This window comes from Paraburkholderia sp. SG-MS1 (assembly GCF_012275575.1).
GTDB lineage: Bacteria > Pseudomonadota > Gammaproteobacteria > Burkholderiales > Burkholderiaceae > Paraburkholderia.
Map to the genome: position 1 here is coordinate 1 of NZ_NPIH01000036.1, position 23,616 is coordinate 23,616.

Below are 23,616 nucleotides of genomic sequence, written 5' to 3' on the forward strand. Positions count from 1 at the left end.
GCACGAGGCGGGAGACGAGTTCGAGGTTCCCCAGCATTGTTTTTCCCCTTATCAGAAATTATTCGAAGCGGTTTTTGCGCCCGTGGCGGCGTGTTCAGCGGGACCCGTTTGCTTTATGCTAAGCCGCGTGCGGTTGCGTCGACGGGGGTCGGCAGTAGGGCGCGCGAGTGCCGAGGCAATGCTGCGCCGTCGGCGTGCAAACCGGGTAGCATCCGCACTCGCCGCCGACCTGAGCCACCACCGCGCCGCGCCGCCGCTCAAACCACGGACCGGTTCCGTGGGTGCTCCGGCATCCCGCGCTTGACCAACTTGACCATACCGAGCATGAATTCTCCCGCCGCTACGACGATCGCCCTCGCCACCGCACTGCGCGATCACTTCACGAGCGTGGTGCTGCCCATGTGGCGCGGACCGGGATTCGACACCGTGCTCAAGTTGCCCCGTGAATCCCTCAGCGCCGCGGATCACGCGCCGCTGCCCGCCGCGCGCTATCGGGCGATGGCCTGCGCGCGGCAGCTGTTCGTATTCTCGCAAGCCGGCGACGTGGAGCATGCACAGGTGCTGTTCGACTCGCTAAGGCATACCTTTCAGGACACGGTCCACGGCGGATGGTTCTACAGCGTGGACGCGCACGGCGCGCCGCTCGACACCACCAAAGACCTGTACACACATGCGTTCGTCGTGTTCGCGTGCGCGGAATATGGGCGGCGGTCTGGCAATCGCGACGCGCTGGCGCTCGTGCACAACACGTCGGCGCTGATTCAGTCGCAATTCGCCGCCGACGGTGATCTGTTCAACGCCGCGCTGAGCGCGGACTTCGGCCGCGTCACCGGCACGCCGATCCAGAATCCGCTGATGCACCTGACCGAAGCCTGGCTGGCCGCCTGCGAAGCCACGCGCGACAACGTCTTCGGCGCTGCCTTGCGCCGTCTTGCCGGCGCGGTGGCGCATCACTTCGTGCATGAGCCGACCGGCTGCATCGCCGAATTGCCGATCGGCGCGAGCGGCAACCGTCTCGAGCCGGGCCATCAGTTCGAGTGGTTCTGGCTGGTTCGGCAGGCGGGCGCGCAGTTCGCTGGGACCGGCCTCGACGAAGCGCTTACACGCGCGTTCGCCTTCGCGCAGCAGCACGGCGTGGACCCGGCCACCGGCGGCGTGTGCGCATCGCTCGACGAAACCGGCGCGATCGAGGACGCCACCCAGCGAATCTGGGCGCAAACGGAATATCTGCGCGCGCTGGCCTGCCACGACGATCCGGCTTCGCTCGCCGCGCTGCCACGGCAAATCGAACTGTTCGAGCAACGCTTTCTGCATCCGCGTGGGTGGTTCGAGTGCAAGACGCCTGCCGGCGATGTGGCGCGCGCCGACATGCCGTCCACCACGCCCTATCACCTCGCCACTGCGTACGCCGGGTTGCCGGCCTGAGCGACGGCTAACCGCGTCGCTGCGCAGAGCCGTCCACCTCCTGTCTCGCTGCCACGGCCAGGACACTCGCCGAACCTTGGTATCACGCGCCCCCGGGGCAGGAAATTTGGCCGCTCTTGCCAGGCCAATCCCGCCGAGCCAGCGCGAACTGCATCATTGGGTTGGGTGCCGAAAACGAAGGGCGGCAAGGAAGTGCCCGCGTAGCAGCGCATCTGCCACCGACAGTTTCACGCGCTGTTTTCAGAGACCGAACTCGCAAAGCGCTACGCGACGGTCGCCACCTCCTCACCGACGAAGCGGTGCGCACCTATGTCCGCTGGGTTCGTACCAAGCCGAATGATTTCCAGGAGCAAACTCGCCGCGGCACGAGGGAAAGCTGAGGAGCCCAGGGGCAGCGAGCCGGTGAAACATGGGTGAGATGCGGCTGAAGCGCCACCCATCGCGAAACCGGCTACGCGCCGGCGACGAGTTCACCAAGCGGCCGACGCCGAGGCCGACCACCCGGTCGATCAATACTCTTCGCGTTGCCAAGGTCCCCAATCGGCGCCGGAAGATTTAAAACGCATATAAGTGGCGCTATGGCCGGTGGGAATATCCGATGTGTCGCCGTGCGGCTTCTGATCGGTGATATGAAGGGCAAAAGCCTGTCGGTCTTCGGTATCCACGGTGATGCGACCGACCGGGTCCAAGGCGCCCTCTTGAGGAGAGTTAGACTCCAATATCGCGAGATAGGGGGTCAATCGACTCCAGAACGACGTAAGTTCTTCCTGCAAATAATGTGTCAAAGTTTTTCCTGGAAGAGTAATACACGCAGTTTACCCTACCGGCCGGAACACCCTTCCAAATGCCTTCCGGAGCCTCAAAAAGGCCGATGCGGGGAATACCCGAATACGGGTTGATTGGCGTCCGTCATAAAGACGTGATACAACTCTCACTTCGCGCTCGATCTCGTGTTGAGAAAAAGCGGGTCGCGAATGCAACACACAACATTTACTGGATTAAAAATGGCAACAGGTACTGTGAAGTGGTTTAACGATGCAAAGGGCTTTGGCTTCATCACGCCGGACGACGGCGGCGAAGACCTGTTCGCACACTTTTCGGAAGTTCAAGGCAGCGGCTTCAAGTCCCTGCAGGAAAACCAGAAAGTGTCGTTCGAAGTTAAGCAAGGCCCGAAGGGCAAGCAGGCTGCAAACATCCAGCCGGCCTAAGTACCTTCAGGTACTTTGAGGCACCCTTAGGCGCTTGCGTCTGATGCAAAATGGCCCGCGTTCGCGGGCCATTTTCTTTGGTGCCCTGCCTTCTTTTTAAGCGCCGGCGTGGTTTAAATCGCGCGCATTCCGGGTACTCCGAATTCCGGAACGGGCCCGCGCATGTCATCGAGTTGTTGCGTGCGCAACACAGTTTCAGAAATTTCGAACACGGATACAGCCTGTTTCAACTGCTGCGTCTGCTGATGCAAGGAAGCCGCCGCCGCCGCGGCCTGTTCGACGAGCGCCGCGTTCTGCTGCGTCATCTCGTCCATCTGCACCACCGCCTGGTTCACCTGCTCGATGCCCGTACTCTGTTCGAGCGACGACGCGCTGATTTCCGCCATCATCTGCGTGACGCGCGAAATCGATGCCGACACGTTGCTCATCGCCTCGCCGGCATGCTCGACCAGCGCCGAACCGCCCTGAATCTCCGCGACCGATTCGCTGATCAAGGTCTTGATCTCTTTCGCCGACTGCGCGCTGCGCTGTGCAAGACCGCGCACCTCGCCCGCCACCACAGCGAAGCCACGGCCCTGCTCGCCCGCGCGCGCGGCCTCGACGGCCGCGTTTAGCGCGAGGATGTTGGTCTGAAAGGCGATGCCGTCGATCACCGAAATGATCTCGGCGATCTTGTCCGAGCTTTGCGCGATGCCGCGCATCTTGTCGACCACCTCGTTGACCACTTCGCTGCCGCGCGACGTCGCTTCAAGCGCGGTTTCGGCAAGCGCATTGGCCTCCCGCGCGTGATCCGCGTTCTGGCGCACCGTGGCCGTCAGTTCCTCCATGCTCGACGCGGTCTCTTCGAGCGATGCCGCCTGGTTTTCGGTGCGTGCCGACAGATCGGCGTTGCCGGTGGCAATTTCATCGGCGCCGAGGTGGATCGAGTCGGCGGATTCGCGCACTGACTGCACCGTGCGCGCCACACTCGCCTGCATTCTTGCGAGACCGGAGAACAGCCGGCCGATCTCGTTGGTGCCGCGAGCGGCGATCGGCTGGTCGAGACGCCCTTGCGCGATGCGCTCGAAGTGCTGGCCCGCCTCCTCCAGCGGCGCCACCACGCCCCGGCGCAGCCCCGCATAGACCGCGACGGTGCCGGCCACCAGCAACAGCAGGATTACCATGCTGACGACGCGAAATGCCGCCATGCGGGTGTCGATCGAATCGAGCGATGCGCGGCTCGCCGCCTCGCCGAATTGCACGAAGTTGTGCGACTCCGCGAGATAGGCGTCCTGGAACGACTGGGTCGGCTGATCGAGGAAGGCCTGGATGTTGTTCGAATCGAGAAACTGCACGAGTTCGGCGAGCGCGTCGTGCAGCTTCTTGTAGCGATCGGCGAGCGCCGTGGCGCGGGCGCTGTTTTCGTCGCTGGTCTTCGGCGCGCTCATGAACGCGCCGAAGGACTGATCGGCCGCCGTGAGCTGTTCGCGCGCGTGCTGCACGATGTCGGTCGGCTCCGCGGCGCCGCGCACCATGCGCGTGCCGGCGCGCGACAGATTGATGCGGGCGTCCATCAGGCGCTGGGTCGTCTCATTGACCGCATCCACCTGTTTCAACGCAATGTTCGACAGATCGCCGACGTCGTCATGAGTACGGGTGAGCGACCAGAAGCCCAGCCCCACCGTGACGAGCTGGAATACGCAGAACGCGGCCAGAACACATAACAGGCCCGAGGCGACCTTGATCTTGCTGAACATCGTGAATCCTGAGGGCGAAGAATAACGGGAGCTACGCCAGGGTTAACGGCAGGGTCGCGTGCGGCTTAAGGCCAATTTCATTAAAAATCGGCTTACAACCCCTTTTCATCGGCCAACGTCATGATTGCGGTTGTTTTGCACAACAATACGCCACACATTTTTCCGAATCACCTTGACGCGGTGCATTCAGGCTTCCTAGAGTGGGTAGGGACTGCACGACGCAGGCCAGTGCAGATGCCACCACGGGCCTCGCCCGAAGGAATCACGATGACCGACCTCCTCGACCGGGCGCGCGGCGCACTGCATGCCCAGCCGTTCAGCATGTTGCTAGGCGCGGAGCTGATGCATACCGGCACCAGCGAACTCACCCTGAGTTTGCCGATCCGCGACGAGTTGCGGCAGCAGCATGGCTTCGTGCACGGTGGGGTCATCAGCTATCTCGCCGACAATGCGCTCACGTTCGCCGGCGCGCTGTCGCTCGGGCCGAAAGTCGTGACCGGCGAATACAAGATCAACTATCTGCGCCCGGCAGTGAACGGCACGTTGGTCGCGCGCGCGAAGGTCGTGTACGCGGGCCGCCATCAGGCCACCTGCCAATGCAACGTGTACGTGATGGACGGCAACCGCGAGAAGCTCGTCGCCGTCGCGCAAGGGACGGTCAACCGGATCGGTGAAAACGGCGAACACGAACCGGCGGGATAATCTGACGGGAATGCTTCGGCGCGGCACCGGTCTCGCGTGATCGCGCATTCCCGCTGATGCGGGACTCGTGCGCGCGCAGCGAATCGGCGAATTCGCTATGACAAACGCAATGACGCCGCGTCGCGAAAGCCCGGCCGCGCCCTCTCCCCCCTCTCTGAACGAACGCGCGACCCGCATCTGCGCGACACCATCTCTCACCCTTTTGAGGAACCCTATGGACGAATTCGCTCTCGCCGCCGACGCGGACCGGCGCGCACACGCTTATCTCGCGGGCATCGGCAAGCGCCGCGTGTTTCCGGACGCAGCCGCGCTCGCGCAGCTCGCCGCCTTCGACGAAGCCTTGCCCCTGCACGGCCACGCGCCCGCCGACGTGCTGCGCCTGCTCGACGAAAGCGGATCGCCGGCGACGGTGGCGTCGAACGATCCGCGTTATTACGGTTTCGTGATCGGCGCGGTGCTGCCGGCGGCCGCTGCGGCCGAGCGCCTGATGGGCGCGTGGGACCAATGCGCCTCGACCTTCGACAACTCGCCGGCCGCCGCCGCGATCGAGAAAATCGCGGGGCGCTGGGTGCTCGAGGCGCTCGATCTGCCGCGCGAAGCGGCGATCGGCTTCGGCACCAGTGCGACCGCATGCACGCTCGTTTGCCTCGCCGCCGCGCGTCGCGCGCTGCTTGCACGCAAGGGCTGGGATTTCGATAGCGACGGGCTCGACGGTGCGCCACCGGTGCGCGTCGTCATCTCCGAGATGGCGCATATCACGGTGAAGAAGGCGTTGCGCGTGCTCGGCTTCGGCATGAAGCGCGTGATCGCCGCGCCGGTCGACGCACATGGCCGCATCGATCCCGCCCGTCTGCCGCCTCTCGACGATATGACGATCTTCTGCGTGCAGGCGGGCGAAGTGAACACCGGCGAATTCGACCCGTTCGCCGACTTGATACCGCGCGCCAAAGCGGCAGGCGCATGGGTGCACGTGGATGGCGCGTTCGGCTTGTGGGCGCGCGCGTCGTCGCAGCGGGTGTTGACCGAAGGCATCGACGGCGCCGATAGCTGGACCACCGACGGCCACAAATGGCTCAACACGCCTTATGACGGCGCGATGGCGATCTGCCGCGATGCGCAGGCGATGTCCTCGGCGATGAACAGCGACGCGGTCTACCTGAGCGGCGCACACGACGCGCAGAAGAACTTGACGCTCGAGTTCTCGCGCCGTCCGCGCGGCATTCCGATCTGGGCGGCGCTGCGCTCGCTTGGGCGCAGCGGCGTGCAGCAGATGGTCGATCGGCATTGCGCGCAAGCCGCGCGCATCGCCGACGGCTTACGTGCCGCGGGTTTCGACGTGCTGAATCGCGTGGTGCTGAATCAGGTGCTGGTGCGGGCAAAGACCGACGCGCAAACCGTCGCGATTCGTGAAGCGGCCCAAGCCTCCGGCGAAACATGGTTCGGCGGCACGGTCTGGCAAGGGCGGCCCGCGTTTCGCATCAGCGTGTCGTCGTGGCGCACGCAAGACGAGCACATCGACCGATTGGTCGAGCTGCTGACACGGCTGCTTGCTGAGCAGCGCGCCTGATCGCGGCTGCACGACCGACGCATGCAAAAAGGCCGTTCCCGCATCACGCGGGAACGGCACTTCACAGCGGCAACGCAGTTAAATGAAGCGCGCGAATCAATCCGCCGCGTAAGTCTTCTGCGTCTGCTCGCCGAGGCCTTCGATACCCAGGCGGATCGTCTGACCCGGCTTCAAAAACACCGGATTCGGCTTCACGCCCATACCGACGCCCGGGGGCGTGCCGGTCGAGATCACGTCGCCCGGTTGCAGGCTCATGCACTGCGACACGTACGACACCAGCTTCGCGACCCCGAACACCATCGTCTTCGTGCTGCCGTTCTGGTAACGGTGGCCGTCCACTTCGAGCCACAGGTTCAGGTTCTGCGGATCGGCGACTTCATCGCGCGTGACGACCCACGGGCCGATCGGGCCGAACGTGTCGAAGCCCTTGCCCTTGTCCCATGTGCCGCCGCGTTCGATCTGCCATTCGCGTTCCGACACGTCATTGATCACGCAGTAGCCCGCGACGTAGTCGAGCGCGTTGGCTTCATCGACATATTTCGCCGGCTTGCCGATCACGACGCCCAGTTCGACTTCCCAGTCGGTCTTCTTCGAGCCGCGCGGAATTTCGACATCGTCGTTCGGGCCGCAAATCGCGCTCGTCCACTTGTTGAAGATGACCGGTTCGGCCGGCACCGGCAGATTCGATTCCGCGGCATGGTCCGCGTAATTCAGCCCGATGCAGATGAACTTGCCGATTCGCGCGACGCACGGCCCGAGGCGCGGATTGCCTTCGACCACCGGCAGCGAAGCCGGGTCGAGCGCGCGCAGTTTGGCGAGACCTTCGTCGGTCAGCGCGGCGCCGTCGAGATCGCCGATCACCTTGGACAGATCGCGAATCTTGCCTTGCGCATCGAGCAGGCCCGGCTTTTCCTGGCCTTTCGGCCCATAACGAAGCAGTTTCATCGTGGTACTTCCCTTTTGTGTTCAGTGATATTCGGTTCGTCAATCAGTGCGCGTCAGTTCGACCAGCCGCCGTCGATCACATGCGCCTGGCCCGTGGTGAACGACGACTCGTCGGACGCGAGATACAGCGCCAACGCCGCGATCTCGTCGGGCTTGCCGACGCGGCCCATCGGCTGACGCGCGACGAACGCCGCTTGCACGGCGTCCACCGTCGTACCTTGCGCCTGAGCCTGCGCCGCGATCCGCTGTTCGAGCGACGGCGAAGACACCGTGCCCGGGCAGATCGCGTTACAGCGTACACCACGCGTGACGAAATCGGCGGCAACGGCCTTGGTCAGTCCGATCACCGCGGCCTTCGACGCGCCATAGGCAAAGCGGTTCGGCACGCCCTTCACGCTCGACGCCGCCGACGACATGTTGATGATCGAGCCGCCGCCTTTCTCGAGCATGCCCGGTAAAAACGCGCGGATCATACGGTACATCGCCTTCGCGTTCAGGTCGAACGCGAAATCCCAATCCTCCTCGCTGCATTCGAGAATCGAGCCGGCGTGCACGAAGCCCGCGCAGTTGAACAGCACGTCGATCGGGCCGACCTCGGCGGCCAGCGCCTTGATCGCCACACCATCGAGCACATCGAGTTGACGCGCCTCGACCGGCTTGCCCGCCAGTCCGTCGATGCGGATGTCCGTGGCGATCACGCGCGCGCCTTCCCGTGCGAAGAGTTCCGCAGTGGCGAGACCGATGCCTTGTCCTGCCGCGGTAATCAGGGCCGTTTTGCCGGCCAGTCTTTGTGTCATCTACGACTCCATGTGAATGGGCTGCTTGTGTCCTGCTGACTCTTCCAGAAATCAAAGCCGGTAAAACGCGGCGGCGTTCTCCCCGAACACCGCTGCGCGCTCGGCCTCGCTCAACGACGCGAGCAAGGTGGTGGCCACCGAATGCCAGAGCAGATAGTCGCCGTTCAGATCGAGCACCGGCCAGTCGCTGCCCCACATCACCCGCGCCGGGCCGAACGACGCGAGCAGATGTTCGACGTAAGGCCGCAGCGTGTCCTCGGTCCAGCCGGGCGACGCTTCGGTCGCGAGACCGGAGAGTTTGCAATGGACTTGCGGCAGGCTTGCAAGCCGCGCGATCGCATCCTTCCACACCTGGAAGCCCGCCTGGCGATACCGGATCGGCGGCTTCGCGCCGTGATCGACGACGATGCGCAGCGTCGGAAAACGCTTCGCGAAAATTTCGACGTATTCGACGTGACGCGCGTAGATCAGCGCGTCGAACGCGAGGTCGTGCGCGATCAGCGCTTCGATCGCCGGCGCGAGATCGGGGTTCGCGATCCAGCCGTGGTCGGGCAAATCCTGCAGCATCGGCCGCACACCCTTGAACTTGGGCTCTCGCGCGAGCGCTTCGATCAACGCAGGCGCATTCGGCAGCAGCAACGGGACCCAGCCGACCACGCCCGCGATCGACTGCTCGTTGCGCGCGAGGTCCAGCAGGTAGCGTGTTTCGTCGATGGTCGGCGCGGCCTGCACCACCACTGTCCGCTCGATGCCCGCCCGCTCGCGCAAGGGCGTGAGATCGGCCGGGCCGAACGGCCGGTACAGAATCTTCAGCTCCGGCGTGAGCCACTCGTAGTCGCCCCGCGCGGGGTCCCAGTAGTGCTGGTGGGCGTCGATCAACATCGTCGAATCAATCCTCTGGCGCGGGTGCGCGCGCGTCGAGCAAGCCTTCGTCGCGCAGCGCGGACCACAGGCCCGCGGGGATCGGTTGCCCGAACGACGCGACGTTCTCACGCAATTCTTCGGCACTGCGCGCGCCGGTCAGCACGGTGGCGACCGCCGGATGCGCATACGGAAACTGCAACGCGGCAGCGGCGAGCGGCACGCCATGCGCGCGGCACACCGCCTCCAACCGCGCGACGCGCTCGATCACTTCGGGAGGCGCGTCGCCGTAATTGAATTTCAGATCACCCTCGACACCACGCGCCAGAATGCCCGAGTTGAACGCGCCGCCTAAGAGGATGCTGACGCCACGCGCTTCGCAGGCGGGCAGCAGGTCGTCGAGCGTGGTCTGTTCGAGGAGCGTATAACGGCCCGCGAGCAACGCGCAATCGATATCGAACTCGGCCATCGCGTCGAGGATGACCGCGCCTTCGTTGACGCCGAGCCCGACCGCTTTGATCGCGCCTGTCGAGCGCAACCGGTCCAGCGCGCGCAAGCCGCCGCCTTCGGTGAGTTGCCGCCAGTAATGGGGATGCTGGTCGCCGTGCGTGATGCGGCCAATGTCATGCACCAGCAGAATGTCGATCTCGACGATGCCCATGCGCTGCTGGCTGTCTTCGAACGAACGCATGATGCCGTCGTGCGTGTAGTCGTAGATCGCTTCGAAGGGCAGCGGGTTTTGCCAGCCCTCGCGGTCGTCGAAGGGCGAGGTGCGCGGCACGAAGCGGCGGCCCACTTTGGTCGACAGCACGTATTCGCTGCGCGGATAACGGCGCAGCGCGTCGCCCAGGCGATGCTCGGCCTTGGTGTTGCCGTAATGCGGCGCAGTGTCGAAGTAGCGCACGCCCGCGTCCCACGCGGCGGTAATGGTCGCGTGGGCTTCCTCATCGGACAAATCGCGGTACAAGCCGCCGAGCGGCGCCGTGCCGAGACCCAATCCACTCACCTGCAATGTGCCGCGGCCAATGCGGCGCCGCTGGCCGATCTTCGATGCGATCGTCGCCGTCATTGAGCGCGTCTCCTTGTGTCGACTGGCGTGAGTGCTTCAGCACTCACGCCGGTCTCGTTTCTATTTTTACCATGCGCGGACAGGGTTTGCCCACTGCGTGTCAATGCGGCTCGATCGCGACCACCCGTTGCACGGGCGCCCCACTCGACGGCAGGCAGGCAGGCCCAACCGGCTCGAACGTCTTGTAGACCAGAATGAATTCCTGATGCCCGAGCATTTCGGATTTCGACGCCGCGCCACGCGCCACCGCGACCGTTTGCTCGAACACTTCGCGGCCGACTTCATCGAGCGTGCCGCGGCCTTCGAGAATGCGGCCCGCATCCACGTCCATGTCGCCGGAAAGATTGCGATAGGTCGCCGGATTCGCGCATACCTTGATGACCGGCGAGATCGCCGAGCCGACCACCGAGCCGCGCCCGGTCGTGAACAGAATCACATGCGCGCCGCACGCGATCAGCTCGCCGATCTCCGCGTTGTCGCTGATGTTCGGAAAGCCGAAGCGCGGCTCGCCGTCCGGCACGACGTCGAGCAGATAGAGGCCGCCGGTCGGCGGAATATCGCCGGGTTTGATGATGCCGACTATCGGCGACGCGCCGCTCTTCGCATACGCGCCGAGCGATTTCTCTTCCTGCGTGGTGAGGCCGCCGTCCGCGTTGCCCACCGCGAAGCTGCCGTGTCCGAGAATCGAGTAGTAGCGCGCCGCCTTCGCGACGCACTCGACGATTTCATCACCGAGTTCCGGCCGCGCCGCGCGCGTCTTCATGTGGAACTCGCAGCCCACCAGTTCGCCAGTCTCCTCGAAGATGCAGGCCGCGCCCGCGTCGATCAGATGATCGAACGCGCGCCCCACCGCCGGGTTTGCGGTGATGCCGCTCGTGCCATCCGAGCCGCCGCAAATCGTGCCGATCACCAGTTCGCTCAGCGCCATCGGCACTTTGCGTTGCGCGGCGAGTTGCGCGCGCGCCCCGCGAATCCAGTCGACGCCGTATTGAATCGTGCTGCGCGTGCCGCCCTTCTCCTGGATCGTCAGGACTTCGACGGGACGGCCGCTCGCCCGCACCACGTCCACGAGATAATGCTTGTTCATGCTCTCGCAACCGAGCGACACGAACAGCACCGCGCCCACGTTCGGATGCGTGGTGAGGCGCTCGAGCATCTTTTCCGCGTACCCGTTCGGATAGCAGCCGGGGAAGCCGATCAGATGCACGGGCGGCTCGCGTTCGGCGCACGGGTCATCGAACGCGTCGAGCGGCTCGCGAAACTGGGTGACGATCTCGCGCGCGACGTGATGCGCGCATTCGACCAGATACGCGACGGCGACCACATTGCGGATGCCCTTGCGGCCGTCGCTGCGCAGATAGCCTTGCAGCATCGGTTGCTGCGCGGCGCTTGCTAGGGAAGTGTCAGTCATGATGGTTCCAGCGGCGCAACAGGCCGCGTGAGGGTGCGCGTGTCAGTGATGGACGAACTCGTGACCCGCGTCGTGCGTATAGGTCGGCAAGTAGTCGCTTTCGAGGTTGTGCGTATGCAGATGCGCACCGCGCGCCACCGTTTCGGTCACGTGGCCGATCACGGCGCCGTAGCGCAGCACCTTGTCGTCTTTCGCGAGCTCATGGCGTGCGACCTTGTGGCCGAGATCGATGGTGCGGGTCAGCGTGACGCGCTCCCCTTCGATGTCGACCTGCGTGCCCGCGTCGAGTCGCGCCGCCGCGATCAGGCAGTTGTCGGCGGGGCTGAGCAGGATCAGGCGCGCATCGGTTGGCAATGGACGGCTGGTCAAGTGAGGTCTCCGGTTGGGTGCGTACGAAGCGTGCGCATCAGTTCTGGCCTTCGCCGCTGGCAAGGCGCGCCACCATCAGCGAGCCGAGAATGATCGCGCCGTAGATCGCCTGAATCCAGAACGACGGCACCTGGGCGAGCGTCAGCAGGTTCTGCACGACGCCGAGCAGCAGCACGCCGGAGAGCGCGCCGAGCATCGTGCCCTTGCCGCCGTCGAGCGAAATGCCGCCGATCACCGCCGCCGCGAACACCGTGAAGATCATGCCGTTGCCCTGGTTCGCGTTGATCGCGCCGACATAGCCGGTAACGATCAGACCTCCGAGCGAGGCCAGAATGCTGCCCAACACGAACACGCCCCACGTGATGCGCTCGACGCGAATCCCCGCCGCGCGCGCCGCTTCCGGATTGCCGCCGATCGCGTACAACGCGCGGCCGAGGCGGTGATAGCGCAACACGAATGCGGCGATCGCGAACGCTGCCGCCGCGAGCCACACCGACAACGGCAAGCCGAACACGATGGTGGTGGCGAGCGTGAAGAACGACGGCGGCATATCGAACAACGTGCCGCCCTTGGTCGCGCCGACCAGCATGCCGCGCAACACGATCAACATGGCCAGCGTGACGATGAACGCATTCAGCCGCAAGCGGACCACCAGAAAGCCGTTGATCAATCCGATCACCGCGCCCACCGCGACGATCGCGGCCAGGCCGACCGCCGTCGGCCATTGCGTGCCGAAGCCTGCGGACGCCGCCGGCATTACCAGCATCGCGCCTACGGCGGGGGCGATGCCCACGGTCGATTCGAGCGACAAATCAAACTTGCCGGTCAGCACGATCAGCGATTCCGCGAGCACGACGAGCGCGAGCGCCGCCGACGCGCCGAGCACGCTGATCAGATTCGCTTTCGTGAGAAAGCTCGGGCTGACGAACGCGCCGATCACGATCAGCAACGCGAGCGCGGGCAGCAACGCCAGTTCGCGCAGGCGCGCGAGTTCGGTGCGCGCGCGCTTGCCGCGCGAGCCCGCCGCGGCGGATTGCGCCGGCGCTTGCGCCGTGGCGAAAGCGGGGCTGGATACACTATTCTTCATGGAGACTGACTCCTTCAACGGATGCAATCAGGTCGTGATCCTGCCAACCCGCGGTAAATTCGGCCGCGACACGGCCACGGAACATGACCAGCACACGGTCACAGGTACGCAGATCGTCGAGCTCGCCGGACACGACCAGCACGGCTTTGCCCTCTTCGCGCACGCGATCCACGACGGAGAGCAACGCTTCTTTCGATTTCACGTCGACGCCCGCAGTGGGGTCGATCAGTACGAGCACGTCGGGGTCGGTGGCGAGCGCGCGCGCCATCACCACCTTCTGCTGATTGCCGCCGGACAGTCCGGACACGACATGGTCCGGGCCTTGCGCGACGATGCCGAGCGCGTCGATCATCTTCTGGCCGAACGCGTGCTTCTTCGCGGGCGGCGCGATGCCGAACTTGCCGAGCACGCGCGCGATCGTCATCGATGCGTTTTCCGCGATCGATTGCGTGAGCACGAGGCCTTCGTGATGCCGGTCCTTCGGCACGCAGCCAATGCCGTGCGCCAACGCGGCAGGCACGTCGCCGGGCGGCAATGCCTTGCCGTCCACGCTGACCGTGCCGCCTTTGACCGTGCGCAAGCCGGCGATCGCTTCGGCGACGCTCGTGCGGCCGCTGCTCGTCGCGCCGGTCAGGCCGACCACTTCGCCGCGCTTGACGGTAAACGACACGCCTTCGTAATCGGAGCCGGCCAATTCGTCGACGCGCAGCGCGATCGCCGTATCGGCGGGTAAGGCGGCGCGCGCGGCCGCGTCGGCGACGTTCAGACCGCCGCGTTCGCCGGTCATCGCTTCGATCAGTTGCTCGCGCGGCAACGCGGACACCGGCGCGCTGACGATATGCCGCGCATCGCGCAGCACCGTCACCGCCTGGCAAATCTCGTAGACCTCCTGAAGATGGTGCGAGATAAAGAGGAAGGTCACGCCTTCGCGCTGCAACTCGCTGATGCGCTTGAACAGACGCTTGATCTCGTCGCCGTCGAGCTGCGCGGTAGGCTCGTCGAGGATGATGAAGCGCGCCCCGTACGACAGCGCCCGCGCAATCTCCACGAGCTGCCGCGCTTCCACGCTCAGATCGCCGGCACGCGCGTCTTCGCGCACGTCGATCTTCCAGTGATCGAGCAGTTCGCGCGCGTCGCGGCGCATCGCCTGCCAATCGATCATGCCACCGCGCACCGGCTGCCGGTTGATAAACAGATTCTCGGCGACGCTCAGCTCGCGAATGATCGTCGAATGCTGATAGACGCAGGCGACGCGCTCGCGCCACGCGTCGCGATCCGCGATGGACGGCGCGCTCACGCCGCCGAACCGCACCTCGCCGGTGTCGGGCTTGCGCAGGCCGGTGAGTATCGACACCAGCGTCGACTTGCCTGCGCCGTTACGCCCGACGAGCGCATGCGACTCGCCGGGCATCACGCGGATACTCACGTCCTTCAGCGCGGCCGTCGAGCCGAAGCGTTTGGTCACTTCCAACGCTTCGACGACCGGCACGGATGGCGTCGGTGCGCTCATTTGGCCGCTCATTTGGCCGCTCATTTGACCGTATTGCCCCACAACGCCTTATCGTCGACATTGGACTTCGTCACGAGCGGCGCGGGCAACTGATCTTCGAGCACACCCGGCGCGAGCTGGATGATGTTGCTGCCGTGATCGGTCGGGCCCGGCTTGAAGGTCTGTCCCGCCAACGCAGCCTTGATGTAGAACAGGCCGTACTTCGCGTACGAATCGGCGGGCTGCGAGATGGTCGCGTCGATATCGCCACGGCGAATCGCTTCGAATTCCTGCGGAATGCCGTCGTTACTCACGATCACGACGTGCTTCGCATCGCCTGCCGGAAACAGCATCTGCTTGCGCCGCAAGGTTTGCAGCGTCGGCGACAGATAAACGCCGCCCGCCTGCATGTAGATCGCCTTCACGTCCGGATTGGCGGTCAGCAGACTGTCGAGCGCGGTAGCCGCGACGTCGCCCTTCCAGGCGGCCGGAATTTCCAGCAGCGACAAAGCCGGATAACCCTTCAGACACGCGCGGAACGCTTCCGACCGGTCGCGCCCGTTGACCGACGCGAGGTCGCCCATGATCTGCACGACCTTGCCCGCCTTCACGTGTTCGCCGATGTATTTGCACGCCTTCTCGCCGTATGCGTGATTGTCGGCTCGCACGACCATCGCGACCTTGCCTTGCGTCGGCGCGACGTCCACCGCGACTACCGGCACGTTCCGGGCCGCGGCGGCGTCGAGTGCGCGGCTGATCGCCGCCGAATCCAGCGGGCCGACCACGATGCCCTTCGAACCGAGGTTCAGCAGGTTGTTCATGTCGGTGATCTGCTGCGCGGGATCGCCGTTCGAATTGACCGGCGCGAGGATGTCGAGGCTCATCTCCTTCGCGTACTTGGGCAGGTAGTTGTTGTACGACTGCCAGAACGGCGACGTGAGCAGCGGCAGGCCGAGGCCGATCTTGCCGGCGTCGGCGGCTTGCGCGGCGCCGCTCACGGCGACACCGGCGGCGCATGCGGCCGCGGCGAGCGTGAAGAGTGAACGGCGGAACAGGCGATGGGCCGCGTGCGGCCTCTGAACGGACGTGAACATGGGGTTGTCTCCTACGATGCGTTTGTTGAACTGCGTGAACCGGTCATGGAATGCCGGCACTTCGTCCCGCGCTTTCTTATCGGATGTCTTATCGGCTATTGGCGTGCGCTCATTCACCAATGAACGTATTATTCATATACGGACTTTTCGAAGTCAAGGAATCTACGCCGGATGGGGCTCCGTACTTTCCCTGGACGCGCGCCGCCTTGCTCAAGATTCGCCCCGCGCTTACATTCATGCGCCAGATAATGAGAAATGCACACGGACCCGGGCCGACGATGGACGCAGAAGACAAAGACGACGCCGAGCGTTACCGGGCCCCCGCGCTCGACAAAGGCCTCGACATTCTCGAACTGCTCGCGGAGCAGAAAGAAGGGCTCACGCGCGCCGAAATCACCAAGCTGCTGGGGCGTAACGCGAGCGAGATGTACCGCATGCTCGAACGCCTCGTCGCGCGGCAGTATGTGGTGCGCTCGGCGGCGGGCGACCGCTATTCGCTGAGCCTGAAGCTGTATGCGCTCGCCCACCGTCATCCGCCGATGAACCGGCTGATCTCCGAAGCACTGCCGCTGATGCAGCGCTTTGCCGACGCTGCCGAACAATCGTGCCACCTTGTGGTGTACGACCGCGGCAACCTGCTGGTGATCGCCCAGGTGGATGGGCCGGGCACGTGGGGCATGTCGGTGCGGCTCGGTTCGCGAGTCGGCTTGATCGATACCGGCTCGGGCCGTGTGATGCTCGCGTTTCAAAGCATCGAGCAGCGTCAGCAGATGCTGGCCGAGCACACCAAGGTGAAGGGCGAGGTGACGATCGACCGCGACGCGCTGGAGCTCGCGTGCGAGCGGATTCGCGCGGCGGGTTTTTCGCAGAAGGACAGTCAGCAGACCTTCGGCGTCACCGACGTGACGTTTCCGATCCAGGGGCCGTCCGGCCAGGCGATCGCGGTGCTGACCTGTCCGTACCTGCGGCGTATCGACGAGTACGTCGCCCCGACGCTCGAAGCCGCGACCGTACTGCTGCGCGAGACCGTGCAGGCGCTGTCGATGTTCCACGAGCACGACGTTTGAGTTGCTTTGATCTGCTCCGGACCGTGTCAACTTGCGTTGCCGACGCGCGCAAGCGTGCCCTGATCCGTTGAAAATAGACCGCTCGCGCACATGGTTTAGAATGGCGACCCTCTCAAATTACGCCGCATGGGTTCGCTCATGCGCGCTCATCGATAAGCAATGGCGAAACTTCTGACCGATTCCGAATTCCAGCGTTTTTCCGAACTCCAGCAGAAGCAGTCGAGCTTCACGATCACGCCCGCAGAAGCCGACGAACTGCGCGACATCGTCGCTCATGCGCAAAAGCGCCGCGACGACCGCGCCGCGGCGATGCAAAGCATCGAGACGTTCATCCAGCAATTCGACATCAGCCCGGACGAGCTGTTTTCGCCGGAACAGATCGGCGAAGCCGCCCGCACTTACGGCCTGATTCCGGCCGCAAAGAAAGAGCGCGTGCTGCCGCCGTCGTTCACGTTCAACGGCAAGCCGTACCAGTGGACCACGCGCGCGCTGCCGGACGATATTCGCGTGCCGTTGTTCGATGCGTTCAAGGCGGGCCAATCGGTGAAATCATTCATTGCGACGCTCAAGGATGCGAACCGTTGCGCGGTGACGATCGCGCGTCTCGAGCGTGAAACCGGCGCGGTGTATGCAGATGCGTGGCTGGAAGAGTTGTCGGTGACGCGCACGCAAGTCGACGAAGCCGCGGCGAAGCTGCCGGCTTGAGCTTGCGGTCTGATTTTATTGCAGTGTGAGAGGCCGGTGGGGCCTCTCGCGGTGTGGGAGCTGTTGGGGTCTTCGAACACGGCCGCTTTTGATTCACCGTCGTTCGGCCAGCTTCGGAGGTTCGATAGCCTCTGAACGCCCTACCCCGCCGTCTCGTCCAACGCCATCCGAAACCCGACCACCCCCGGGTCTTCGGTCCGCGTAATCGTGAACCCGCAGCGTTTGGCAAGCGCGATCATCGCGCCGTTTTCGCGCAGCGCCTCGCCCACCAGCCAATGGACGCCGCGCGCGCGCGCGTATCTGATGATCCGCTCCATCAGCAATTGCCCGAGGCGCCGGCCTTTCTGATCCGAGCGCACCGCGACCGCGAATTCAGCGGTTTCGTTATCCGGGTCGGAGACGGCGCGCACCACCCCCAGGGTCCGGACGAAACCCTCGTCGGACGTCACGGTCGCGATCAGCGCCATTTCGCGGTCGTAGTCGATTTGCGTCATCCGCGCGAGTTGCGAGTGGTCGAAGCTGCCCACCGCGCCGAAAAAGCGTAAACGCAAATCCTCGGGTGTCATCGCTTCGACGAAGTCATGATGCGCGGCCTCGTCTTCCGGACGGATCGGCCGCACCGTCACCCGCAAGCCTTGCCAGTCGAGCGTCTCTTCGAAGCGGCGCGGGTAAGGCACGATCGCAAGGCGGCTTCGTTTGGCGGCGAGGCTCAGCACGGGATCGACCACCGTCACACGGTCACGATAGACCCTCAATGTCAGCGCCAGGGCGACGATCTCCTTGACGTCGCACACCGCCTGCGAGAGCGCCGTCAACGCGGTAAGCGCCGGCTCCGGTGCGACCAGCCGTGCGTAGCGCGAACGCGTGACGATGTCGCGCGCGAGCACGGGGTTCAGCGGCGGCAGGCCGTAGACGCGCAACGCCTCGGACACGCCGTCGGCGGAGGGCGCGGTGAAGACGAACACCGGGCCGAAGTTGTCGTCGTCGTGCAGCTCGATAGCGATATCGACCACCGGCTTTGCGGACGACCCGGCACTGTCTTCAGCGCAGTCCGCCGTGGACGTTGCCACAGATGCGTTGGGCGCTCGTGCCGCTCGTTGCGTGGGCGTCTGCGCAGCGGCGGCATGACCCGCGCTTGGCGCCCCGCTCTCCGCCTGCGCTTCGACCTCCAACCCGAAACGCTCGAGAAACCGCGCCGCCGCCTCGCCCTTCCACTCATGCTCGCCCGTCGCCAGCGCGGCGCAAGCCTGCGCCTGAGCCGCATCGATCGCATCGGGAATCCGCGCGGGCAATCCTTCCGGCGTTTGCATCAGAAGCTCGCGCCCGAGCCGGTAATCGACCAGACGGGCGAACGCGCGCGCGAGCCGCTGCGGCGTCGTGTGAACCGGGATGCCCTGCGCATGCAGCGCGTCGCGCGTGGCGGCGTCCAGGCCGCCGAAGAAGCACGCAAGCAAGCCGCGATAGGCGAAGCGCTGATTCTCGATCAGCGCCTGCGCGACTTCACCGACCGGCGCGCCGTGCGTCGATGCATGGACCACGAACGCGGTGCCGGTGCTGCGATGCTCCGCCAGCAGTTTGAGCGCGGCACCGAAGTGCTCGGGACGCGCGTCGTCGCCGAGTTGCAGCGGATTGCCGCCGACCGCATGCGGGAGCACCTGCTGCAACGCGTCCGAGGCTTCGTCTGGCCAGGGCGCGAGCATGCCGCCAGCGGCGGCGAAGGCGTCGCAGGCAAGCGTCGCGAGACCGCTGTCGCTGGTGATCAGCGTCGCCGCGCCACCGGCGGCAACACGGCCGACGCCGAGCGTCTCCACCTCGTCGAGCAGATCGTCGAGCGCATCGACGCGCACCATGCCCGCGCGCCGGAACGCGGCGGTATAGAGCGCGTCGACGGGATCGGCGCGGCCCGAGCGCAATGCGAGCACCGGCTTGTTGCGCGCCGCCGCCCGCGCCGCCGACATGAACTTGCGCGCCGCACGCACCGTATCGAGTTCGAGCAGGATGGCGCGCGTGCCGGGGTCGCTTGCGAGATAGTCGAGCACGTCGCCGGCATCCACATCGGCCTCATCGCCGAGCGCCACCGCGTGGGAAAAACCGAGCCCGCGCGCTTGCGCCCAACCGAGCACCGCATTGGTCAGCGCATTGGATTGCGACACCCACGCGACGCCGCCCGCCTTGACCGTGCACGACGGCGCGCCGAGATGCGCGCGCAGCGCGGGCGACACCACCCCAAGACTGCCCGGCCCGACAAGGCGCAGCAGATGCGGCCGCGCCGCCGACAACGCGTGCCGCAGCGCGAGCCGGTCGTCATCGCTGCGCGCTTCGCCGACGATGATCGCGGCCCGCGTACCGAGCCCACCGAGCTTGTGGATGATTGCCGGCCACGTGGCGGGCGGCGTGCAGATCAGCGCGACGCTCGGCGCTTGCGGTAAATCGCCGGCGTCGCCGAACACGACATGTTCGCCAAGCTTTTCGTACTTCGGATTGACCGGCCACAGCGGGCCGCCGAAGCCGCCTTCCAGCACACGCGCCCACACCATCGCGCCGGTGCTGCCGGGCCGCTCGGACGCGCCGATCACTGCGACGGATTTCGGACGAAACAAGGCGTCGAGATTGCGTACGGTCACGGGCGCTCCGCGAAAGTGAGGAGGACGCGCCGGCCCGGCGGCTCGGCGCGTGTCTCAGTCAGCATAGGCGAAGTCGCGCGCTTGCGCGGATGTTGGCGTCAAGACTCTCGCCCACGCGTCGCAACAGACGGGCAAAAAAAAGCCGCGTCGTCGACGCGGCTTCCTCATTCATGCGCTGCCGGCAATCACATCGACTTCCTGAATGGCGCACCCGAGTGCTCGCGCAGTTCGTTGAACACGATTTTCGGCCACGCCTTTTGCGCGACTTCGATTTCGGACACGTGCGAGGCCAGATACGTCGGCGCGTCCGACGCGTCGAGCGCGATCCGCGCCGCGTATGAATCGGTGAAGCGGCGCAGTTCGGCCGCGTCGTCGCAGGTCACCCAGCGCGACAGGCGGTAACGCGCCGGCGCCATCCGCACGTCGACCTTGTACTCGGTCGACAGACGATGCGACACCACCTCGAACTGCAGTTGCCCGACCGCGCCGAGAATCATCAGGCCGCCCACTTCCGGACGGAACACCTGAATCGCACCCTCCTCGCCGAGTTGCTTGAGCGCTTCGCCGAGCTGCTTCGCGCGCATCGGGTCGACTACTTCGACGGTCTGGAAAATTTCCGGCGCGAAGAACGGCAGGCCCACGAACTGCAACTGCTCGCCTTCGGTCAGCGTATCGCCGAGGCTCAGCGTGCCGTGATTCGGAATACCGATGATGTCGCCCGGATAGGCTTCGCTCACCGTCTCACGGCGCTGCGACAGGAACGTCACCACGTTGTTGGCGCGGAACGTCTTGTTCGAACGCGTGACCTTCACCGCCATGCCACGCTCGAAACGCCCCGAGCACACGCGGATGAACGCCACGCGGTCGCGGTGCGCGAGGTCCATGTTCGCCTGCACCTTGAAGACGACGCCGGTGAACTTCGGCTCATCCGGCAACACCGGACGCTGCACGGTCATGCGCATCGACGGCGGCGGCGCGAGATCGACCAGCGCGTCGAGAATTTCCTTCACGCCGAAGTTGTTGATCGCCGAGCCGAACAGCACGGGCGACTGCTGGCCGGCCAGGAACTGCTCACGATCGAAGTCGGGCGTCGCGCCGGTGATCAGATCGATCTCTTCCTTGGCCTTCGTCCAGCTATGGCCGAAACGGCGCTCGCCTTCCTCGTCGCTCAGACCCTGCAGCGTTTCCACCGCGCCGCCCGCCGTATCCTGGCCCGCACGGAACACGCGCACCTGATCGCGCTGGATGTCGTAGACGCCTTGGAATTCCTTGCCCATGCCGATCGGCCACGTGAACGGCACGGCCGCCACGCCAAGATGCTGCTCGATTTCATCGAGCAGTTCGAGCGGCTCGCGCACCTCGCGGTCGAGCTTGTTGATGAAGGTGACGATCGGCGTCTTGCGGCTGCGGCAGACTTCGAGCAGCTTCAGCGTTTGCGCTTCGACACCGTTTGCGCCGTCGATCACCATCACCGCGGCATCGACCGCGGTCAGCACGCGGTAGGTATCTTCAGAGAAGTCTTCGTGGCCCGGCGTGTCGAGCAGATTGATGACGGCGTCGCCGTACTCGAACTGCATCACCGAGCTGGCGACCGAAATGCCGCGCTGCTTTTCGATTTCCATCCAGTCGGACGTCGCGTAGCGATTGCTCTTGCGGCCCTTCACGGTACCGGCGATCTGGATCGCGCCCGAGAACAGCAGCAGTTTTTCGGTGAGCGTGGTTTTACCCGCGTCCGGGTGGGAAATAACCGCGAACGTGCGGCGGCGTTTGAGTTCGGAGACTGACATCGGGTCTGGCGGTCGCAGAAAGGGGGTTCGGGCGGTTCCCGGCAGCCTGTGGCGACCGGGTGCCGCGCCTTGCGCGGCGGCGTCGGGCTGCGGGAATTGGGCCGGAACCCGCATCGACTGGCAAACTTCGCCGCGTCGGAAACAGGTCTCGAACAGACGTTCGACACTACGGGAATCGCCAGCGCAGAACAGCGCAGGGAACGAATGATACACGCCCGGGGCGGCGCGAGGGGAGACGGGGTCGCCCGCGCCCGTCGGCGCGCGGCCATGCGGCGGGCTGAAGCGGCGACCGATCGGCATACGCCGATGGATCGCACGCTTCGTCTATCTGGCGCCACTGGCGCGGCAACTTGCAAAGGTGAGGGTTTTCGGGACTTGATAGCGAGCGTCGAAGCGCATCAAAAGGTGATGCTGGACACGCATGGTTCACGCACCTGCGAAGCGAATTTCACGAGAACGTAAAATGCAACGGACCCTCATGAAACATTCGACAGAACGTTCGGCAGAATCCTTCGCATAGCTTTGGAACACCCGCCAGCAAAGGCTGGAGTCGGTTGTGGAAGACTATGGCGAAGCACGCGGCGGCGTCGCGGCAGCCGGCGCCGCAAGGTGCGTCACGCGACAAAACCTGGCTCATCGAAGCAATGGGCCGTGAGGGATGTCCCGTGAATCAGCACACTTCCCCTGCGCTGGTTGATCTCAAAGGTGAGCGTTTTCGGGACTCGTGCGGCGGTGCGAATTTCGCCCCGTGCTGCATCACTCCAGACGATTCGCCACGTCATGCGCGACGCGTCACGCCCGGCGAGCAAGGCGCCGCGCAGTGACGTGCGTCACAGATCGATCAGAAAGCGCTCGCGATTCTTGCCCGCGAGCCACGCCGGCGAGCGGCCACGACCGCTCCATGTCTCACCGGTTTTCGGGTTGCGATACTTGGCGACCGACGCCCCCGCCGCTTTGCGCGCCGGCTTCGGCTGGCTGGTAAAGCCCAGCTCTTCGGCGGTCAGGTCGTATTCGGCAACCTTCTGCTTGATGTCGGCGATTGCGTGCGCAACTTCCTTTTCGCGGGCCGCTGCGACTTCCTTGTGGAGTTTTTCGAGCTGGGCAGTCAACTGTTTGTACGAGGCCATGGCGGTGCTCTCCCCATTTGTTTGAATGAATTACTGTGCGGACGCCCCGAAGGAAGTCCTTCGGGGGGCACACTATCAGACGAATAAAGTGCGGGATAGAGTGGCCCGCCGCCGCGCGCCGTTCCATGCGGAGCGACTCAGTGCCGGCGGCCTCTGCACTCACTCGTCAATGGCATCGTACACGCGGCGTTCGAAATCGAGCGCCATCGGGAAGGGCTCGATGGCGCGCCGCTGGATCAGCATGAGCCCGATCAGATTCTCGACCGGATCGGCGAACCAGCTCGTGCCGAACGCGCCCGGCCAGCCGAACGAACCTATCGAGCGGTAGCCGAGCGGCAGTTGCTGCGCCGGGTCGTCGACGACGGACACGCCGAGGCCAAAGCCCTGCCCCGCCCACAACACGTGCCCGAAAGCCGGCAGGCGACGCTGGTCGCGGGTCAGAAAGTTGGAGCGCATCAGATCGACCGAGCGATGCGACAGCAGGCGCGTCGCACCGACGCGCCCGCGTGCGAGCAGCAGCTGCGCGAATTGCAGATAGTCCTGCGC

Annotated in this window: 20 protein-coding genes and 1 pseudogene; 6 read left to right on the forward strand and 15 right to left on the reverse strand. The window is 65.0% G+C overall.

Annotation, left to right across the window (positions count from 1 at the left end; genetic code table 11):
- Nucleotides 1-315 precede the first annotated feature (315 nt).
- Nucleotides 316-1,425 carry an AGE family epimerase/isomerase gene (locus CIC12_RS02850; RefSeq protein WP_168662014.1) on the forward strand — a complete coding sequence of 370 codons (1,110 nt, stop codon included), beginning with the start codon at nucleotides 316-318 and terminating at the stop codon, nucleotides 1,423-1,425.
- Nucleotides 1,426-1,934: 509 nt separating this feature from the next.
- Here the strand turns inward: CIC12_RS02850 and CIC12_RS02855 are convergent.
- Entirely contained in the window at nucleotides 1,935-2,210 is a 276-nt protein-coding gene (locus CIC12_RS02855; protein ID WP_168661981.1) for a hypothetical protein, read from the reverse strand.
- A gap of 219 nt (nucleotides 2,211-2,429) precedes the next feature.
- On the opposite strand from CIC12_RS02855, the gene CIC12_RS02860 reads away from it, so the two are divergent.
- Nucleotides 2,430-2,633 (forward strand): cold-shock protein, encoded by a 204-nt coding sequence (locus CIC12_RS02860; RefSeq protein WP_102632542.1) that lies wholly within the window; start codon nucleotides 2,430-2,432, stop codon nucleotides 2,631-2,633.
- Between the two features lie 113 nt (nucleotides 2,634-2,746).
- Here CIC12_RS02860 and CIC12_RS02865 read toward each other — a convergent pair whose 3' ends face one another.
- Complete coding sequence (locus tag CIC12_RS02865) at nucleotides 2,747-4,369, reverse strand: methyl-accepting chemotaxis protein (protein ID WP_168661983.1); 1,623 nt, start codon at nucleotides 4,367-4,369, stop codon at nucleotides 2,747-2,749.
- A 267-nt stretch (nucleotides 4,370-4,636) separates the two neighbouring features.
- On the opposite strand from CIC12_RS02865, the gene CIC12_RS02870 reads away from it, so the two are divergent.
- Together CIC12_RS02870 and CIC12_RS02875 are read left to right on the forward strand one after the other, a co-directional pair.
- Complete coding sequence (locus tag CIC12_RS02870; protein ID WP_168661985.1) at nucleotides 4,637-5,071, forward strand: PaaI family thioesterase; 435 nt, start codon at nucleotides 4,637-4,639, stop codon at nucleotides 5,069-5,071.
- A gap of 214 nt (nucleotides 5,072-5,285) precedes the next feature.
- Nucleotides 5,286-6,638: a pyridoxal phosphate-dependent decarboxylase family protein gene (locus CIC12_RS02875; protein ID WP_168661987.1), complete on the forward strand. Its 1,353-nt coding sequence runs from the start codon at nucleotides 5,286-5,288 to the stop codon at nucleotides 6,636-6,638.
- A gap of 96 nt (nucleotides 6,639-6,734) precedes the next feature.
- Here the strand turns inward: CIC12_RS02875 and CIC12_RS02880 are convergent, their stop codons facing one another.
- The 9 genes from CIC12_RS02880 to CIC12_RS02920 form a co-directional block, all read right to left on the reverse strand.
- Nucleotides 6,735-7,583, reverse strand: a complete 849-nt coding sequence (locus CIC12_RS02880) for an ureidoglycolate lyase (protein ID WP_121320095.1) — start codon at nucleotides 7,581-7,583, stop codon at nucleotides 6,735-6,737.
- Nucleotides 7,584-7,636: 53 nt separating this feature from the next.
- Nucleotides 7,637-8,380 (reverse strand): SDR family oxidoreductase, encoded by a 744-nt coding sequence (locus tag CIC12_RS02885; RefSeq protein WP_168661989.1) that lies wholly within the window; start codon nucleotides 8,378-8,380, stop codon nucleotides 7,637-7,639.
- 51 nt (nucleotides 8,381-8,431) lie between these two features.
- Nucleotides 8,432-9,262 (reverse strand): amidohydrolase family protein, encoded by an 831-nt coding sequence (locus CIC12_RS02890; RefSeq protein ID WP_168661991.1) that lies wholly within the window; start codon nucleotides 9,260-9,262, stop codon nucleotides 8,432-8,434.
- Nucleotides 9,263-9,269: 7 nt separating this feature from the next.
- Nucleotides 9,270-10,310: an aldo/keto reductase gene (locus CIC12_RS02895; RefSeq protein WP_168661993.1), complete on the reverse strand. Its 1,041-nt coding sequence runs from the start codon at nucleotides 10,308-10,310 to the stop codon at nucleotides 9,270-9,272.
- Nucleotides 10,311-10,410: 100 nt separating this feature from the next.
- Nucleotides 10,411-11,721: a UxaA family hydrolase gene (locus CIC12_RS02900; protein WP_168661995.1), complete on the reverse strand. Its 1,311-nt coding sequence runs from the start codon at nucleotides 11,719-11,721 to the stop codon at nucleotides 10,411-10,413.
- Between the two features lie 42 nt (nucleotides 11,722-11,763).
- Entirely contained in the window at nucleotides 11,764-12,090 is a 327-nt protein-coding gene (locus CIC12_RS02905; RefSeq protein WP_168661997.1) for a UxaA family hydrolase, read from the reverse strand.
- A gap of 37 nt (nucleotides 12,091-12,127) precedes the next feature.
- The gene (locus tag CIC12_RS02910; protein ID WP_168661999.1) at nucleotides 12,128-13,177 is read right to left on the reverse strand and encodes an ABC transporter permease; all 1,050 of its coding nucleotides are present in this window, start codon (nucleotides 13,175-13,177) and stop codon (nucleotides 12,128-12,130) included.
- The gene (locus CIC12_RS02915; protein WP_238812340.1) at nucleotides 13,167-14,687 is read right to left on the reverse strand and encodes a sugar ABC transporter ATP-binding protein; all 1,521 of its coding nucleotides are present in this window, start codon (nucleotides 14,685-14,687) and stop codon (nucleotides 13,167-13,169) included. Before CIC12_RS02915 ends, CIC12_RS02910 begins: the two co-directional genes overlap by 11 nt.
- A gap of 20 nt (nucleotides 14,688-14,707) precedes the next feature.
- A complete protein-coding gene (locus tag CIC12_RS02920) occupies nucleotides 14,708-15,760 on the reverse strand; it encodes a sugar ABC transporter substrate-binding protein (protein ID WP_168662003.1) in 1,053 nt (350 codons plus the stop codon).
- A gap of 278 nt (nucleotides 15,761-16,038) precedes the next feature.
- Here CIC12_RS02920 and CIC12_RS02925 point away from each other — a divergent pair, with 278 nt between their 5' ends.
- Nucleotides 16,039-16,827, forward strand: coding sequence for an IclR family transcriptional regulator (locus CIC12_RS02925; protein WP_168662005.1), 789 nt, complete (start codon nucleotides 16,039-16,041; stop codon nucleotides 16,825-16,827).
- Between the two features lie 159 nt (nucleotides 16,828-16,986).
- A complete protein-coding gene (locus CIC12_RS02930; RefSeq protein ID WP_168662007.1) occupies nucleotides 16,987-17,532 on the forward strand; it encodes a hypothetical protein in 546 nt (181 codons plus the stop codon).
- 140 nt (nucleotides 17,533-17,672) lie between these two features.
- On the opposite strand, the gene CIC12_RS02935 is transcribed toward CIC12_RS02930, so the two are convergent.
- The 4 genes and pseudogenes from CIC12_RS02935 to CIC12_RS02950 form a co-directional block, all read right to left on the reverse strand.
- Nucleotides 17,673-20,156 (reverse strand): GNAT family N-acetyltransferase, encoded by a 2,484-nt coding sequence (locus tag CIC12_RS02935; protein ID WP_168662009.1) that lies wholly within the window; start codon nucleotides 20,154-20,156, stop codon nucleotides 17,673-17,675.
- A 185-nt stretch (nucleotides 20,157-20,341) separates the two neighbouring features.
- Complete coding sequence (locus CIC12_RS02940) at nucleotides 20,342-21,943, reverse strand: peptide chain release factor 3 (protein WP_121320073.1); 1,602 nt, start codon at nucleotides 21,941-21,943, stop codon at nucleotides 20,342-20,344.
- A gap of 830 nt (nucleotides 21,944-22,773) precedes the next feature.
- Nucleotides 22,774-23,070, reverse strand: a complete 297-nt coding sequence (locus CIC12_RS02945; protein ID WP_168662011.1) for an H-NS histone family protein — start codon at nucleotides 23,068-23,070, stop codon at nucleotides 22,774-22,776.
- A 159-nt stretch (nucleotides 23,071-23,229) separates the two neighbouring features.
- Nucleotides 23,230-23,616: pseudogene (locus CIC12_RS02950) on the reverse strand (serine hydrolase); the annotation flags it as partial.

Coding starts and splice junctions, on each gene's coding strand:
- CIC12_RS02870 (WP_168661985.1), top strand. CDS start 4,637: ATGACCGACCTCCTCGACCGGGCGCGCGGCGCACTGCATGCCCAGCCG.
- CIC12_RS02875 (WP_168661987.1), top strand. CDS start 5,286: ATGGACGAATTCGCTCTCGCCGCCGACGCGGACCGGCGCGCACACGCT.
- CIC12_RS02895 (WP_168661993.1), bottom strand. CDS start 10,310: ATGACGGCGACGATCGCATCGAAGATCGGCCAGCGGCGCCGCATTGGC.
- CIC12_RS02930 (WP_168662007.1), top strand. CDS start 16,987: ATGGCGAAACTTCTGACCGATTCCGAATTCCAGCGTTTTTCCGAACTC.
- CIC12_RS02940 (WP_121320073.1), bottom strand. CDS start 21,943: ATGTCAGTCTCCGAACTCAAACGCCGCCGCACGTTCGCGGTTATTTCC.
- CIC12_RS02915 (WP_238812340.1), bottom strand. CDS start 14,687: ATGAGCGCACCGACGCCATCCGTGCCGGTCGTCGAAGCGTTGGAAGTG.
- CIC12_RS02910 (WP_168661999.1), bottom strand. CDS start 13,177: ATGAAGAATAGTGTATCCAGCCCCGCTTTCGCCACGGCGCAAGCGCCG.
- CIC12_RS02900 (WP_168661995.1), bottom strand. CDS start 11,721: ATGACTGACACTTCCCTAGCAAGCGCCGCGCAGCAACCGATGCTGCAA.
- CIC12_RS02885 (WP_168661989.1), bottom strand. CDS start 8,380: ATGACACAAAGACTGGCCGGCAAAACGGCCCTGATTACCGCGGCAGGA.
- CIC12_RS02925 (WP_168662005.1), top strand. CDS start 16,039: ATGGACGCAGAAGACAAAGACGACGCCGAGCGTTACCGGGCCCCCGCG.
- CIC12_RS02865 (WP_168661983.1), bottom strand. CDS start 4,369: ATGTTCAGCAAGATCAAGGTCGCCTCGGGCCTGTTATGTGTTCTGGCC.
- CIC12_RS02880 (WP_121320095.1), bottom strand. CDS start 7,583: ATGAAACTGCTTCGTTATGGGCCGAAAGGCCAGGAAAAGCCGGGCCTG.
- CIC12_RS02890 (WP_168661991.1), bottom strand. CDS start 9,262: ATGTTGATCGACGCCCACCAGCACTACTGGGACCCCGCGCGGGGCGAC.
- CIC12_RS02920 (WP_168662003.1), bottom strand. CDS start 15,760: ATGTTCACGTCCGTTCAGAGGCCGCACGCGGCCCATCGCCTGTTCCGC.
- CIC12_RS02945 (WP_168662011.1), bottom strand. CDS start 23,070: ATGGCCTCGTACAAACAGTTGACTGCCCAGCTCGAAAAACTCCACAAG.
- CIC12_RS02860 (WP_102632542.1), top strand. CDS start 2,430: ATGGCAACAGGTACTGTGAAGTGGTTTAACGATGCAAAGGGCTTTGGC.